This window comes from Pseudomonas sp. KH_027 (assembly GCF_057838565.1).
This window is the reverse complement of record NZ_CM174470.1, coordinates 3,374,957-3,390,414: the sequence shown is the minus strand read 5'-3', so window position 1 is coordinate 3,390,414 and position 15,458 is coordinate 3,374,957. Positions and strand designations below refer to the sequence as shown.

Annotated in this window: 12 protein-coding genes; 6 read left to right on the top strand and 6 right to left on the bottom strand. The window is 62.6% G+C overall.

Features of this window, described 5'->3' with window-relative positions:
- Positions 1 to 11: 11 nt before the first annotated feature.
- Complete coding sequence (locus AC3IYG_RS15860) at positions 12 to 1,190, bottom strand: vWA domain-containing protein (RefSeq protein ID WP_489309963.1); 1,179 nt, start codon at positions 1,188 to 1,190, stop codon at positions 12 to 14.
- Between the two features lie 180 nt (positions 1,191 to 1,370).
- A complete protein-coding gene (locus AC3IYG_RS15855) occupies positions 1,371 to 2,216 on the bottom strand; it encodes an AAA family ATPase (RefSeq protein ID WP_489309961.1) in 846 nt (281 codons plus the stop codon).
- Between the two features lie 276 nt (positions 2,217 to 2,492).
- Between AC3IYG_RS15855 and cysK the strand changes: the two genes are divergently transcribed.
- Positions 2,493 to 3,467, top strand: a complete 975-nt coding sequence (gene cysK, locus AC3IYG_RS15850; RefSeq protein WP_489309959.1) for a cysteine synthase A — start codon at positions 2,493 to 2,495, stop codon at positions 3,465 to 3,467.
- A gap of 36 nt (positions 3,468 to 3,503) precedes the next feature.
- Here the strand turns inward: cysK and AC3IYG_RS15845 are convergent, their stop codons facing one another.
- From AC3IYG_RS15845 to AC3IYG_RS15830, 4 genes are all read right to left on the bottom strand, one after another.
- Positions 3,504 to 4,412, bottom strand: a complete 909-nt coding sequence (locus tag AC3IYG_RS15845) for a DMT family transporter (RefSeq protein WP_489309957.1) — start codon at positions 4,410 to 4,412, stop codon at positions 3,504 to 3,506.
- A 228-nt stretch (positions 4,413 to 4,640) separates the two neighbouring features.
- Entirely contained in the window at positions 4,641 to 6,053 is a 1,413-nt protein-coding gene (locus AC3IYG_RS15840) for a purine-cytosine permease family protein (RefSeq protein ID WP_489309955.1), read from the bottom strand.
- 238 nt (positions 6,054 to 6,291) lie between these two features.
- The gene (locus AC3IYG_RS15835) at positions 6,292 to 7,068 is read right to left on the bottom strand and encodes a TorF family putative porin (protein ID WP_489309953.1); all 777 of its coding nucleotides are present in this window, start codon (positions 7,066 to 7,068) and stop codon (positions 6,292 to 6,294) included.
- A gap of 109 nt (positions 7,069 to 7,177) precedes the next feature.
- Positions 7,178 to 8,920: an amidohydrolase gene (locus tag AC3IYG_RS15830; RefSeq protein WP_489309951.1), complete on the bottom strand. Its 1,743-nt coding sequence runs from the start codon at positions 8,918 to 8,920 to the stop codon at positions 7,178 to 7,180.
- Between the two features lie 108 nt (positions 8,921 to 9,028).
- Between AC3IYG_RS15830 and AC3IYG_RS15825 the strand changes: the two genes are divergently transcribed.
- The 5 genes from AC3IYG_RS15825 to AC3IYG_RS15805 all read left to right on the top strand — a co-directional run bounded on the left by AC3IYG_RS15825 (position 9,029) and on the right by AC3IYG_RS15805 (position 15,420).
- Positions 9,029 to 9,943: a LysR family transcriptional regulator gene (locus tag AC3IYG_RS15825; protein ID WP_489309949.1), complete on the top strand. Its 915-nt coding sequence runs from the start codon at positions 9,029 to 9,031 to the stop codon at positions 9,941 to 9,943.
- Between the two features lie 60 nt (positions 9,944 to 10,003).
- A complete protein-coding gene (gene aceK / locus AC3IYG_RS15820) occupies positions 10,004 to 11,725 on the top strand; it encodes a bifunctional isocitrate dehydrogenase kinase/phosphatase (RefSeq protein WP_489309947.1) in 1,722 nt (573 codons plus the stop codon).
- 42 nt (positions 11,726 to 11,767) lie between these two features.
- Positions 11,768 to 12,787, top strand: coding sequence for an AraC family transcriptional regulator (locus AC3IYG_RS15815; protein ID WP_489309945.1), 1,020 nt, complete (start codon positions 11,768 to 11,770; stop codon positions 12,785 to 12,787).
- A gap of 472 nt (positions 12,788 to 13,259) precedes the next feature.
- On the top strand, positions 13,260 to 14,330 hold the full coding sequence (locus AC3IYG_RS15810) for a histone deacetylase family protein (RefSeq protein WP_489309943.1): 1,071 nt from the start codon (positions 13,260 to 13,262) through the stop codon (positions 14,328 to 14,330).
- Positions 14,323 to 15,420 (top strand): extracellular solute-binding protein, encoded by a 1,098-nt coding sequence (locus tag AC3IYG_RS15805; RefSeq protein WP_489309941.1) that lies wholly within the window; start codon positions 14,323 to 14,325, stop codon positions 15,418 to 15,420. The genes AC3IYG_RS15810 and AC3IYG_RS15805 overlap by 8 nt, the downstream gene beginning before the upstream one ends.
- Positions 15,421 to 15,458: the final 38 nt, after the last annotated feature.

Below are 15,458 nucleotides of genomic sequence, written 5' to 3'. Positions count from 1 at the left end.
GCGGCGGGGGGTTACTTGGACAGAAACTTCATCCCGTCTTCCAGTCCGCGCAAGCTCAGGGGGTACATCTGGTCCTCCAGCAGGTCGCGGACGATGTTGGTCGAGGCGGTGTAGTTCCAGGTGTCCTTGGGGTAGGGGTTGATCCAGATAAGTTTCTTGTACTTCTCGCGAAAACGCTGCAGCCAGACGTAGCCCGGCTCCTCGTTCCAGTGCTCGACGCTGCCACCGGCCTGGGTGATCTCGTAGGGCGCCATGGCGGCGTCGCCGACGAACACCACCTTGTAGTCGGCACCGTACTTGTGCAGCAGGTCCTGGGTGGAGAAGCGCTCCGAGGTGCGCCGCAGGTTGTTCTTCCACACCGACTCGTAGACGAAGTTGTGGAAGTAGAAGTACTCCAAATGCTTGAACTCGGTCTTGCAGGCCGAGAACAGCTCTTCGCAGACTTTGACGTGGGCATCCATCGAGCCGCCGATGTCGAACAGGATCAGCAGCTTTACGTTGTTGCGCCGCTCCGGGCGCATCTGGATGTTCAGCAGGCCGCCATCGCGGGCGGTGAAGTCGATGGTGCCGTCCAGATCCAGCTCGTCCTGCGCGCCCTGGCGGGCGAACTTGCGCAGGCGGCGCAGGGCGACCTTGATATTGCGGGTGCCGAGCTCGACCTGGTCGTCGAGGTTCTTGTACTCGCGCTGATCCCAGACCTTGACCGCCTTGCCTTGGCGCTTGCCGGCGTCGCCGACGCGGATGCCTTCCGGGTTGAAACCGCCGGAGCCAAACGGGCTGGTGCCGCCGGTGCCGATCCATTTGTTGCCGCCTTCGTGGCGTTCCTTCTGTTCTTCGAGGCGTTTCTTGAATTCTTCGATCAGCTTGTCGAGGCCGCCGAGGGATTCGATCTTGGCGCGCTCCTCATCGGTCAGCGAGCGTTCGAATTCCTTGCGCAGCCACTCATCGGGGATCAGGGCCTCGATGTGCTGATTGAGGTTTTCCAGGCCTTTGAAGTAGGCGCCGAACGCCCGGTCGAACTTGTCGAAATGCCGCTCGTCCTTGACCAGGATGGTGCGCGACAGGAAGTAGAACTCGTCCATGTCGGCGAACACCACGTTGTGTTTCAACGCGTTGATCAGGTCCAGCAGCTCGCGCACCGAGACCGGAACCTTGGCGGCGCGCATTTCATTGAACAGGTTGAGCAGCATGGCGATGCTCCAATGGATATTCCGTAGGGTGGATTAGCGCAGCGTAATCCACCAATGCCGCCGCAGGCGGCACCTGGCGGTGCCTGGCGGTGCCGGTGGTGGATTACGCCGCTACGCGGCTAATCCACCCTACGGGTCTTGCGAATGACATGTCCTCTCCGAAGGGGAGAGGGGAGAAAATCAGCGACTGGCGCGGCGGCTCATGAAGGCCAGGCGCTCCAGCAACTGCACGTCCTGTTCGTTCTTCACCAGGGCGCCAGCCAGCGGCGGGATGGCTTTGGTCGGATCGCGTTCGCGCAGCACGGCTTCGCCGATGTTGTCGGCCATCAGCAGTTTCAGCCAGTCGACCAGTTCCGAGGTCGAGGGCTTTTTCTTCAGGCCCGGCACCTTGCGCACGTCGAAGAACACATCCAGCGCCTCGGCCACCAGGTCCTTCTTGATGTTCGGGTAATGCACGTCGACGATCTTCTGCAGCGTGGTGCGATCCGGGAAGGCGATGTAGTGGAAGAAGCAGCGACGCAAGAAGGCGTCCGGCAGCTCTTTTTCGTTGTTCGAGGTAATGATGATGATCGGGCGCTTTTTCGCCTTGATCGTCTCGTTGGTCTCGTAAACGTAGAACTCCATCTTGTCGAGTTCTTGCAGCAGGTCGTTGGGGAACTCGATGTCGGCCTTGTCGATTTCGTCGATCAGCAGGATCACCCGCTCCTCGCTCTCGAACGCTTCCCAGAGCTTGCCCTTCTTGATGTAGTTGCGAACGTCGTGAACCTTGTCGCTATCGAGCTGTGAATCACGCAAGCGACTGACCGCGTCGTACTCGTACAGACCCTGGTGCGCCTTGGTGGTGGACTTGATGTGCCAGGTGATCAGCTTGGCACCGAAGGATTCGGCCAGCTGCTCGGCGAGCATGGTCTTGCCGGTGCCGGGCTCACCCTTGACCAGCAGCGGGCGTTCCAGGGTGATGGCGGCATTCACCGCGAGTTTTAGATCGTCGGTGGCGACGTAAGCCTGGGTGCCTTCGAACTTCATCGGAAAATCCTCGAACGGTAACGCCTGGGCCGAAACCCGGCGGTTCAGTATTGGTAGATAGCGACTATAACGCGCAGGCCGCCTGACTGTGAACGCAGACGGGGCATTCAGTCACTGAATGGGCAGTCATCCGGTCGCTGCTCAGCGGGATCGGGGTGCTGCCGTGGCGCTGCGCTCGCAACGGCTATCGAACGCCTGGATGTGGCTTGCGGCTGGACGGTGATCGCCTCGCAGCTTAGGCTGGAGAGCTCGCGCACCGACAAGAGACACAGGATCATGAGCCGCATTTTCGCAGACAACGCCCAGTCAATCGGTAATACACCGTTGGTGCTGATCAACCGTCTCGGCCCGAAGGGCGTGACTATCCTGGCCAAGATCGAGGGCCGCAACCCGGCCTATTCGGTCAAGTGCCGGATTGGCGCCAGCATGGTCTGGGATGCCGAAGAGCGTGGCGTGCTCAAGCCGGGCATGACCATCGTCGAGCCCACCTCCGGCAACACCGGCATCGGCCTGGCCTTCGTCGCCGCGGCGCGGGGCTATAAGTTGCTGTTGACCATGCCGGCGTCCATGAGCCTGGAACGGCGCAAGGTATTGAAAGCCCTCGGCGCCGAGCTGGTCCTGACCGAGCCGGCCAAGGGCATGAAGGGCGCCATCGACAAGGCCGCGGAAATCGCCGCTTCCGATAGCGGCAAATACTTCCTGCCGCAGCAGTTCGAGAACCCGGCCAACCCCTCTATCCACGAGAAAACCACCGGTCCGGAAATCTGGAACGACACCGACGGCGCGATCGATGTGCTGGTGGCTGGCGTCGGCACCGGTGGCACCATCACCGGGGTGTCGCGCTATATCAAGAATACCTGCGGCAAACCGATCCTATCGGTGGCGGTGGAGCCGATCGGCTCTCCGGTGATCACCCAGGCGCTGGCGGGTGAAGAGATCAAGCCGAGCCCGCACAAGATCCAGGGCATTGGCGCCGGTTTCGTGCCGAAGAACCTCGATCTGGCGATGGTCGACCGGGTCGAGTTGGTCAGCGACGACGAGGCCAAGGCCATGGCGCTGCGGTTGATGCGCGAGGAAGGCATCCTCTGTGGCATTTCCTGCGGTGCGGCGATGGCGGCCGCGGTGCGCCTGGCCGAACGCCCGGAAATGCAGAGCAAGACCATCGTGGTGATCCTGCCCGACTCTGGCGAGCGTTACCTGACCAGCATGCTGTTCAGCGATATGTTCAGCGAGCAGGAACTGGTGCAGTAAGGCCGGGTGCGGGCTGGACCGCGCTCGCTGTTCGGCTCACGCCTTGGCGGGGTTCGCCTCCACCTTCGGCGTGCTCGGCCGCACGACCAGCCACAGCGCCAGCCCGATCAGTACGCCACCGTAGACGTAGGCCCAGGACAGTTGTTCGTCGAGCAATAGCACACCCCAGAACACCCCGAAAGGCGGAATCAGAAAGGTCACGGTGGTCGACTTGACCGGGCCGATGTCGCTGATCAGACGGAAATACAGCACATAGGCGTAAGCGGTGCAGACCAGCCCCAGGCCCGCCAGTGACAGCCACACCGTGCTGCCGCCCCAGCTGGCCGGCGGCTGGCTGATGCTGGAGTAGGCGAACAGCGGCAGCAGGCACAGGGTTGCGCCGAACATGCTGCCGCAGGCGGCCAGACGGTTATCCAGGCCATTCGGACCGAGCCAGCGACGGGTGAGAAAGCCGGCAAACCCGTAGCAGGTGGTGGCGATCAAGCAGGCCGCGGCGCCCCACAGCAGTTGCGCATCGAACGCCACGGGCCCGGTCCGGGTCAGCAGACCGACGCCCAGCAGCCCTAGCAACACGCCACCGGCTTTGCTCGGGGTCAGGCCCTCGGCGAAAAACAGCGCGCCGATCATCACGCCCATCAGTGGCGTGGTCGCGTTGAAAATCGCCGAGTAGCCGGCCGGTAGCACCTGGGCCGCGGCGCAATAGAGGGCGGCGGGAATTCCCGAGTTGATCACCCCGAGCAGCAGGCAGTATTTGAACTTGCCGCGGAAATCCCAGCTCACCCGCAGCACCAGCAGGATCGCCACCAGGCCGACAGCCGCCAGCGAGACACGGAAAAAGGCGCTCGGCAGTGGGCCGAGCACCGGCACGATGATCCGCATGAACAGGAAGCTGGCGCCCCAGATGGCGGCGAGTAGCAATAAGCGGACGTAATCGACGGGTCTCACGGCAATCTCCAGGCCTGCAACGGAGGCGAGAGTGTTGCCGGGTCACCGGGTTAAGGCAATCCGAAAAACGCTTTCAAACTCGCGGCCGATGCGGCTTATCAGAGGGCTGCTCCCCTCATCCGGCTTTACCCCAGGCATCGACGCCCACGCTGCTGGCGCTTATCGCCAGGCGCACGGCCTTCCTCGATGGTCCAGCAACGCCCGCCGGCTACGCCGGCGGAGTTTCACTCAGGCCTCTTGGGTACGTTCAGGCGGCACGGCAAGGGCGGAGGTCTTGGCCACCAGGTAATAGTGGATGCCTGGCACCAGCAGACCGACGATCCAGGAAATATCGATACCGCCGAATTGCGCGACCATCGGCCCGGTGTAGAAGTGGGTGTCGACGAAGGGCAGTTGGACCAATACACCGGTGACATACACGCTGATCCCCAGCACGTTCCAGCGCCCGTAGCGGCCATTGGGGTCCGACAGCGCCTGCACGTCATAACGCTCCTTGTTGATGAAGTAGTAGTCAACCAGGTTGATCGCACTCCAGGGCGTGAAGAAGGTCAGCAGGAACAGGATGAAGAACTTGAACGCACTCAGAAACGAGTTCTGGCCGAGCAGAGCGAGAGCGGTGGACGCGCCGACTATCGCCAGCACGAACAACATGCGCTGCACGGCGGAGATCTGCAGGCGGCCGCGGAAGCCACTGATGACGGTGGCCATGCACATGAAGCTGCCATAGGCGTTGAGGGTGGAAACCGTGACCTTGCCGAGCACCACGCTCAGATACAGCAGAGCGGCCATCACCCCGGTGCTGCCCAGCCCGACTATGGTGGCCACTTCATGGCCGCGAAAATTCGTGCCGGCCAACGCCGCCGCGAACACCCCCAGCACCATCGAGGCCTGGGCGCCCAGCACGGTGCCGAGGCCGACGGCGGTGAAGGTCTTCCAGGATGAGGTCTTGCTTGGCAGGTAACGCGAATAGTCGGCCACATAGGGGCCGAAGGCGATCTGCCAGGATGCCGAGAGGGACACCGCCAGCAGGAAGGAACGCCAGTCGAAGTGGCGGTTCTCCAGCAGCAGGCCGATATCGTTGAGCGTCATCAGGCGGGTGAACAGGTAAGCGAAGGCAAGGATGCCGAGCACACTGGTGACCTTGCCGACCAGATGGATGACCCGATAACCGAACATGGTCAGGAACGCGATGCAGGAGGCGAAGATCAGGATGCCGACGCTGTCGCTGACCTCGATCAACTGGGCGATGGCCTGTCCCGACAATACCGCGCCGGTGGCGCTGAAGCCGAGGTACATCAGGCACACCAGCACAATCGGGATGGCCGCGCCGTAGACCCCGAACTGCACGCGGCTGGAGATCATCTGCGGCAGCCCGAGCTTGGGCCCCTGCGCGGCATGCAGGGCCACCACCGCGCCGCCGAACAGCTGGCCGACCAGCAAGCCGATCAGCGACCAGAACACGTCGCCGCCCAGCACCACGGCCAGGGCGCCGGTGACTATCGCAGTGATCTGCAGGTTGGCGCCGAGCCAAAGGGTGAACTGGCTATAGAGGCTGCCATGGCGCTCGGCCTCGGGGATGTAATCGATCGAGCGGGTCTCGATCAGAGGGTTTCGCTGCGGACTGTCGTTGACCTGGGTCATTGCGGTGTGCTCCTCGGGAGGCAGGCTGATGTTCTTGTTTTTGTCGTGTGGGCTTGCGAACCACTGGCCAGTCGGCCTTGCGCGCCTGCCGCCGATGGCTACGCCTGCGCGATCCAACGTCGCCGCGCAACGGATCTCGAATGTGGCGCTGGCGCGCGGAGTGCTGGGGGGAATGCGTATCCGCGGCGGACTTCAACGCCGCCTGGCGCACGTCGCGCACAGTGGTGCTGTCGCCCGGTTAGAAGGTCTTGCTGGCGCTGGCCACCAACGTCGCGCCGCACAGGTCGTCGAAACCCATAAAGCTTTGGCACTCGGTTTTCGACAGGTCGGTGTCGATGTAGCTCAGGCCCCAGGTCACGCCGATCAGGTCGCGGCTCAGTTTGATTTCCCAGTTGCGATAGTCGGGGCGGCTGCTGCCGTCGTCGCTGAAAAATACGTCGTCCTTGTAGTCGACGTATTCGTAGCGGGCTTCGAAGCCGATGTCGGCCGGCAGCTGGGTGCGGTAGCCAATAAAGGCCGAGGCCAAGTCCTCGTCCTGATCGCCCGTGTGAAAATTGCCGTCCTCGTCCTCGTAGTCCGGGCCTTTTACGTTGCTGACGTATTTGCCGCCGAGCAGCACGCCGTAGATATCCAACGTGGCCTGCACATCGCTCTGGTTGAACTGGCTTTCGCGTGGGAATTCATACTGGGTGTAGAAGGTGTCGAGGCTGATGTCATCCGTCATTTGCCAGTAGTAACCGGCGTAGTACTCGATTTCCTGGCGGGTCTTGGACTCATAACCGAAGTCGACGTTGGAGGTCCACACGCCGGCATACAGACCGCTGACATGGCTGAGCACGATATTCAATTGGCCGGCCGGGTCGCCTTGGGTTTGCGAAAGGCCGCTGGCACGGTAATCGCTGATGATCGTGGGGGTGATGCTGAGGGTGAACTGATCATTCAGTTCGATCGCCTGGGTGCTGCACAGCGGTGCCAGAGCCAAAGTGGCAAGGGCGAGAGTCGGTAGCGCTTTCATGCAAATTTCCCTGTTGTTGTGAGTATGTGGGCAGATTCGGGCAAGGCTTTGCCGAGCCCCTCGCAGAGCGAGGAGCCGGGCTGTTCAGGCGCAGCGAGTGGGGTGATGGTCAGGACGCGGGGGCGTAGACCTGCTTGCCGGCGAAAAAGGTGCGCAGCACTTGGGTGTCGAACAGGTCCTTTTCGCTGACGTTGAAGACATCGCGGTCGAGGACGATCAGGTCGGCCTGTTTGCCGGGCGCCAGGGAGCCGATCTGCTGCTCCAGACGCAGGGCCTTGGCCGCGTTGAGGGTGTAGGCGTAGAACATGCTTTCGCGGTCAATGCTCTCGGCGCTATTGAGCACCCCGAGCGGGCCCTTGCGGGTGCTGGCCTGGGCGATGGCGTTCCACGGGTTGGGGCTGGACACCGGCCAGTCGCTGGCGCCGGCAATGATCGCACCGGCCTGGTGCAGCGAGCGCGCCGGATACTGGTACTGGTAGGCGAAGGCGCTGATATAGGGTTTGACCAACTCTTCCGTGTAGGTCTCGGCGGTGGCCCAGAGCAGTTGCATGGAGGCGATCACACCGAGCTGCTTGAAGCGTGGAAACTCCTTGGGGTTGACCAGTTGCAGGTGGCTGATGCTGTGCGCCACCGGGGTTGGGTTGAGCTTGCGGGCATACTCGAAGCCGTTCAGCGATTCACGCACCGCACGGTCACCAACCGCATGCATGTGCATGATCCAGCCCTGTTTTTCGGCGGCCACCACCAGTTCGCCAAAGTGCGCCGGGTCGATCAGCAGTTCCCCTTGCTTGAGGCTGTTTTTGAATGGGTCGATAACCGCGGCGGTCTGTCCTGGGAACTCCAGAATGCCGTCGGCGAACACCTTGATGCCGGGGAAGCTCAGGTTCGGCACGCCTTGAAACTGCTGCATGACCTTGGCCAGCACGGCTAGATCGGCTGGTTTGCTTTGTGGATGGGTGATCAGCAGGGCGGCGACGTGGGCGCTGAGTTCGCCATCTTCCGCGAGCTTGCGGTAGAGCGGCAGAACACCGAGATCCTGTTCGGTGGGGCGCAACTCGAACAGCGAGTCGCCGTTGCCTGCGTTGGCCGCCGCATCCATCCAGGCGGTGACGCCGTACTGGTTGTTGACCTTCACGGCCTCGCGGGCGGCGTTCAGCATGACCTCTTCGGTGGGCTCGGGGAGCTGGCTACGGACCCGATCCCAGCCGTTTTCAGCTAAATAACCATTGGGTGTGAAGTCGGCTGCGTGACCGATATAGTTGCGCTCTTTCTCCGGCAGGCTTTTTACCAGCGCGGCGTCGATCTTCACGCGCTTGAGCATGGCGTTATTGGCCCAGCCGGTATGGCCGTCAATGCCGTTCAGCACCACGGGTTGCTTGGCCCAGCGGCCCTGGTTGAAGACCTTGCCGAGTTCACGGCTTTGCTCCCAATAGGCTGAGCTGACCCCGGCAATGCTGATCACGTCGGCCCGGCGCGCGTGACCGGCCTGATCCTCGGCGAGGATCCATTGCTCAAGCTCGGGGAGCGGTTTTACTTCGTCATACAGGTTGGAGCCCAGGCTGTCGTAGGCGGCTATCACCGGATGGCTATGGGTATCGATCATGCCCGGCATGAGTACTTTGCCGGCGAGATCGATCTGTTGCGTATCGGCATCGGCCAGGGCCTTGATCTCGGCATCGCTACCGACCTTGAGGATCTTGCCGTTCTCCACGGCCACCGCTTGGGCCAATGGCTGGCCGGGTTCGGCGGTGAAGACCTTGCCGTTGAACAGCAGCAAATCGGCGGCGGCCATGGTTTCCATCGAGGAAAAAGCCAGTGCGACGGCCAACAGGTTTGGAATAAAGCGTTGCATCGGGGCACTCTCTTGTTTTTATTGAGATGTCCGCGAGACTAGCGCCTGGCGCAGGCTGGCAGAACACCGCTGCTGCGCAAAACTTTTTTGCCAAATAGGAAAAGCAACATGGACAAGCTCGGCGCCATGAGCATGTTTGTCGCCACCGCCGAACACGGCAGCTTCAGCCGTGCGGCCGAACAGCTGGGCAAGACACCCTCGGCCCTGACCAAGGCCGTCAGCCACTTGGAGGCCGACCTGGGTGCGCAACTGTTCGAACGCAGCACCCGGCATACGACACTGACCGAAGCTGGCCGGCTCTATCTGGAAACCGTGCGCCAGGTGCTGCAGCGCCTGCATGATGCCGGCGAGGAGATCGGCCAGTTGCAGCACAGCCTGCATGGCAATTTGAAGGTGACCGCACCGCTGGCCTTCGGGCGGGCATTTCTCGATGAGGCCTGTGCCGGTTTCCTCGCCGCCCATCCGCAGATCAAGCTGCGGGTGGACCTGTCCGATGCGTTCGTCGATCTGGTCGAGAGCGGTTATGACCTGGCCTTGCGCGAGGGTCGCAGCGACCTGCCGGGGCTGATCGCCAAGCCGTTGGGGCAGAACCGTATCGTGCTGTGCGCCAGCCCGGCATACCTGGCGGCAAATCCGGCAGCGGTCAGCCCGGAAAACTTCGACCGCCACCAATGGCTGATCTACCGCCATTCGGCACTCGACCAGAGCTACTGGTGGCTCTCCCAGGCCGGGGTGCGCCTGCGTGTGTCCCAGCCGGTGGCGCGCCTGCAGAGCGACAACTATGACCTGCTGCTGGCCAATACCCTGATGGGGGTTGGCCTGTACAGCTGCCCGTTATGGAGTGTGAAGCCTTATCTGGAGCGTGGTCAGTTGCTGCAGGTGATGACGGAGTACGACTTCGACCCGGACGCTTTCGGGCCGTTGATTCTGGCGGTTTACCCCAGCCATCGGCGGGCGACGCGCAAGGTGCAGGCCTTTATCGACTTTCTCGAGCATTTTCTGCGGGCGCAAGGCATCGCCTGACTTTCTCTTGGCGCGGCATCTGGCTAAGCTCGGCGTTCGTTTCCCTGCAGAGACTCTCCTATGCCACAGCAATGGCCAGCCGCCGATATCGCCCGTTTGATCCTCGACGGCTTCGACGACTATCGGGAGCACTTTCGCCAGATCACCGACGGCGCGCGGGCGCGTTTCGAGCAGGCGCAGTGGCAGGAAACCCAGAACGCCTCGGCCGCGCGGATCAATCTGTACGAGGAAAAGGTCAGCGAAGTCGGCGCGCGCCTGCACCAGGCGATCAACGCCGAGGTGCTGCTGGATGTACAGCTCTGGCCCCTGGTGAAAAGCGCCTATATCAACCTGATCGACAGCCGCTTCGACGACGAACTGGCGGAAACCTGGTTCAACTCGATCTTCTGCGGGCTGTTCAGCCACGACTGCATCAGCGATGGCTGCATGTTCATCCACACCACGCGGCCCTCGTTGCGCAGCCATGAGCGTGCCGCGCAAACCCGCAGTTACCAGCCGCAGGTCAACCTGAGCAGCATGCTCGAACAGGTGTTCGCCGATTACCGTTTCAGCGTGCCGTATGAAGACCTGCCGCGCGACCTGCGGCGTCTGGAAACGCAATTGCGCACCAACCTGCCGGACTGGGTGTGCAAGGACCCGGAGCTGTGCATCGAGTTGTTCTCCTCGGTGCTGTATCGCAACAAGGGCGCCTACCTGGTCGGACGCATCTACACCCGCGATGAACAGTGGCCGCTGGTGATCCCGCTGTTGCACCGCGAGGGGCAGGGCGTGCAGATCGATGCGCTGATCACCGACGAGGCGGAGGTGTCGATCATCTTCTCCTTCACCCGTTCCTATTTCATGGTCGATGTGGCGATTCCGGCGGAGTTCGTCGGCTTCCTCAAGCGTATCCTGCCGGGCAAGCACATTGCCGAGCTGTACACCTCGATCGGTTTCTACAAGCACGGCAAGTCGGAGTTCTACCGGGCGTTGATCAACCACCTGGCCAGCACCGACGACCGCTTCATCATGGCCCCCGGCGTACGTGGCATGGTGATGAGCGTGTTTACCCTGCCGGGCTTCAATACCGTGTTCAAGATCATCAAGGACCGTTTCTCGCCGTCGAAGAACGTCGACCGCGCCACGGTGATCGAGAAATACCGCATGGTCAAAAGCGTCGACCGCGTCGGACGCATGGCCGATACCCAGGAGTTCGCCGACTTCCGCTTCCCGAAAGCCAAGTTCGAGCCGGAATGCCTGGCCGAACTGCTGGAAGTGGCGCCGTCCACGGTGGTGCTGGAAGGCGACATCGTGCTGATTCGCCACTGCTGGACGGAGCGGCGCATGACCCCGCTGAACATCTACCTGGAACACGCCAACGAAGCGCAGGTGCTCGAGGCGCTGGAGGATTACGGGCTGGCGATCAAACAGCTGGCGGCGGCGAACATCTTCCCTGGCGACATGTTGCTGAAGAACTTCGGCGTCACCCGCCATGGCCGCGTGGTGTTCTACGACTACGACGAGATCTGCCACCTGACCGAGGCGAACTTCCGCCGTATTCCGCCACCGCGCTACCCGGAGGATGAAATGGCCTCCGAGCCCTGGTATTCGATCGGCCCGCTGGATGTGTTCCCGGAGGAGTTCCCGCCGTTCCTGTTCGCAGACAGTGGCCAGCGCCGGCTGTTCAGCCAGCTGCACGGCGATCTCTATCAGGCCGAATACTGGCAGGGGCTGCAGGAGGCGATCCGCGCCGGCAAGGTGATCGATGTATTCCCCTACCGGCGCAAGGAGCAGTTGAATTGAGTCGTCAGGACCAGGCGCCGTTTTCGCTGAGCTGAGCACACCATGCCCGATCCGCTTTTTTCCCGCTCGTCCTGGCTCAACTCGCTGCACATGTCGGCGCTGACCGTGGCGCTGCTGCAAGGCGAGGGCCAGTCGGCCGGGGCGCTGCTCGAGGGCAGCGGCATTTCCGAGGCCGACCTGCGCGGGCTGAAGCGGCTGATCAGCCCCCTGCAGGAGCAGCAGGTGTTCGCCAATGCCTTGCGCTTGAGCCCGCAGCCGGCGCTGGGCATGCGCCTCGGCCTGCGCACGCGGATCTCCGCCTATGGTCTGCTCGGCTATGCCTTGCTGTCCGCACCAACCCTTGGCGAGGCATTGCGCATCGGCCTGAGCTACCCGGTGTTGCTCGGCACCTATTTCCACTTGAGCCTGCAACTCGAAGGGGAGCGTGCCTGGCTGGTGGCCACCGGTTATGGCGAGGATGAGGCCTTGCGCCCGTTCAATACCGAGCTGTGCCTGGGCTCGCTGAAGGTGATTTGCGCCGACCTGCTCGGGCAGCCGCTGCCGCTGCTGGCCACACAACTGGACTACCCCGAATCCGCCGGTCTGCGCGAGGCGTATGGGCAAGGTTTTGCCTGCGCGTTGCAGTTCCGGCAGCCGCGCAGCGCCATCGGCTTCGCGGCGAGTTGGCTGCAGCAGCCCTTGCCATTGGCCGACCCGGTCACCCACCTGGAAATGCTCGAACAATGCCGCCGGCAGAATGTCGAGTTCGCCGCCAAGCGCGCCTGGCTCGAGCGTGTGCGTGGCTTGCTGGCGCAGCGCCTGCAGCAGCCACCGGGGCTGGAAGAGTTGGCGCGGCAAATGAACTGCTCGGCCCGCAGCCTGCGCCGCTACCTGCAACAGCAACAGACCAGCTACCAGCAACTGCTCGACGAGCTGCGCTTCACCCGCGCCAAGGAGCTGTTGCAACAGGGCGAACTGCCGATCTACCGCATCGCCGAAGAACTCGGCTTCAGCGAAACCGCCAGCCTGCGGCATGCCTTCCTGCGCTGGAGCGGGCAGCCGCCGAGTTATTTTCGGGTGTAGTGGCCAAGCACTGATTACGTACTAAGGTCAGCCACATCGCAGATCAGATCAATAGGGTGGGTTAGCCACATGTGTCCGGGCCAAACACACAGGCGTAACCCACCATCCGGAGCGCAAGCAGCGGTGCCTGTCGGCACCCTTGGCGGGTTACGTCGCTACGCGGCTAACCCACCCTACGGACCTGCCAATTTATCCCGGGTAGTAGTGCGCCTTCGCGGGAATGACGGGATGGATCAACAGTATCGGTTAAAACCTCCGTCATTCCGGCCGCGGAGCCGGAATCCAGGCGCGCGGACGCATGGCTCACGGAGATGGAAATGGTTTGTCAGGCGCATCATGCGGCCATAGATTTTGGCCGTATAGATCCCCTTTTGGCCATGCACAGCGTTCTGATCGCGGCCCCCGTGTGTACAGAATGTACCCAGGCCGGCAACTCCGGCAGCCCAACGACAAGCACAATGCGAGGTTTCCTATGTTGACCGTCTACAGCGACGATCACCGTCTCCACCATGGCCAGTCGGAACTGGTCGATGGTCAGCTGCAACCCTGTTTTGAAATGCCCAGTCGCGCCGATCAGGTGTTGGCGCGGGTGCGTCAACAAGCGTTGGGCGAAGTCATCGAGCCGCAAGACTTTGGCCTGGCGCCGATCCAACGTATTCACGACACGGCTTACCTTGAGTTTCTCCAGGGCGCCTGGGCGCGCTGGGCGGCGCAGGGGCATAGCGGCGATCTGCTGCCCTCGACCTTTCCCGCCCGCCGGCTGCGGCGTGACGGGCCGGTGCCGAGCGCCCTGATCGGCCAGTTGGGCCACTATTGCTTCGATACCGAGGCGCCGATCACCGCCGGCACCTGGCAGGCGATCTACAGCTCGGCGCAGGTCGCACTGACCGCCCAGGACCAGATGCGCCGGGGCGCCCAGACGGCGTTCGCCCTGTGCCGGCCACCGGGCCATCACGCCGGTAGCGACTTCATGGGCGGCTACTGCTTCCTCAATAACGTCGCCATCGCCGCCCAGGCCTTCCTCGATCAGGGCGCCAAGCGCGTGGCGATCCTCGATGTCGATTACCACCACGGCAATGGCACTCAGGAGTTGTTCTATCCGCGCAGCGACGTGCTGTTCGCGTCGATTCACGGCGATCCGCTGGAGGAGTACCCGTATTTCCTCGGCCACGCCGATGAGCGCGGCGAGGGTGCCGGCGCAGGCTGCAACCACAATTACCCGCTGCCGCTGGGCAGTGGCTGGCTCGCCTGGAGCGCCGCGCTGGACGACGCCTGCGGCAAGATCGCGGCGTATGCCCCGGATGCGTTGCTGATCTCCCTCGGTGTGGATACCTACAAGGACGATCCGATCTCCCAGTTCAAGCTCGATTCCCCCGACTACCTGGCGATGGGCGCGCGCATCGCCGCCTTGGGGCTGCCGACCCTGTTCATCATGGAAGGCGGTTATGCGGTCGAAGCCATCGGCATCAACGCGGTCAATGTGCTGCAAGGTTATGAGGCCGCTGCCCAGCAGGGCGGTGCCGGAGGAGCGAGAAATGCTTAAGAAAGACCTGATTCGCCATGCCCTGGCTGTCGCCTTGCTGGGGACGTCGCTGGGCGCCGCCGCCGAGCCGGTGGTGCGCATTTACAACTGGTTCGACTACATCGGCCCGGACACCCTGCAAAACTTCCAGAAGGAAGCCGGTATCCAGCCGAAATACGATGTCTACGACAGCAACGAAGTGCTGGAGGCCAAGCTGCTGTCCGGGCATTCCGGCTACGACCTGGTGGTACCGAGCGACAGCTTTCTGCCCAACTACATGAAGGCCGAAGTGTTCCAACCGCTGGACAAGAGCAAGCTGCCGAACTGGAAGAACCTCAACCCGGAACTACTCAAGGTGCTGGCGGCCAAGGACCCGGGCAACCAGTACGTGATGCCCTACATGTGGGGCACCAACGGCATCGCCTACAACGTCGACAAGGTCAAAGCGATTTTCGGTGAGGAGGCGCCGCTGGATTCCTGGGAACTGATCTTCAAACCGGAAAACCTGGCCAAGCTCAAGCAGTGCGGCGTGGCCTTCCTCGACTCGCCGACCGAAGTGATCCCGGAAGTGTTGCAGTACCTCGGTTTGTCGCCCAACAGCCGCAACCCGGAAGACTACAAAAAGGCCGAGGAGCATCTGAACAAACTGCGCCCCTACGTGACCTACTTCAGCTCGTCGAAGTTCGTCAGCGACCTGGCCAATGGCGAAATCTGCGTGGCCCTGGCCTGGTCCGGCGGCGCCATGCAGGCGGCCAATCGGGCGAAGGAAGCCGGCAACGGCGTGAAGGTCGAGTACCGCATCCCGAAGGAAGGCACCGCCGCCTGGTTCGATGTGCTGGCCATCCCGCGGGATGCGAAAAATATCGACGAGGCCCACGCCTTCCTCAACTACCTGCTGCGCCCGGAAGTGGTGGCGCCGATCTCCGACTATGTGGCCTATGCCAACCCCAATCAGGCGGCGGACCCACTGATCTCGGCGGATCTGCGCGATAACCCCAACGTTTACCCACCGGCCGAGATGCGCGCCAAGCTGTACTCGGTGGAAATGCTGCCGCCGAGCTTGGAGCGCCTGCGTACGCGAACCTGGACGCGGATCAAGACCGGCAAGTGACGGGCGTTGGCGGGGCGGGTTGCTCAGTGGACCTGCCC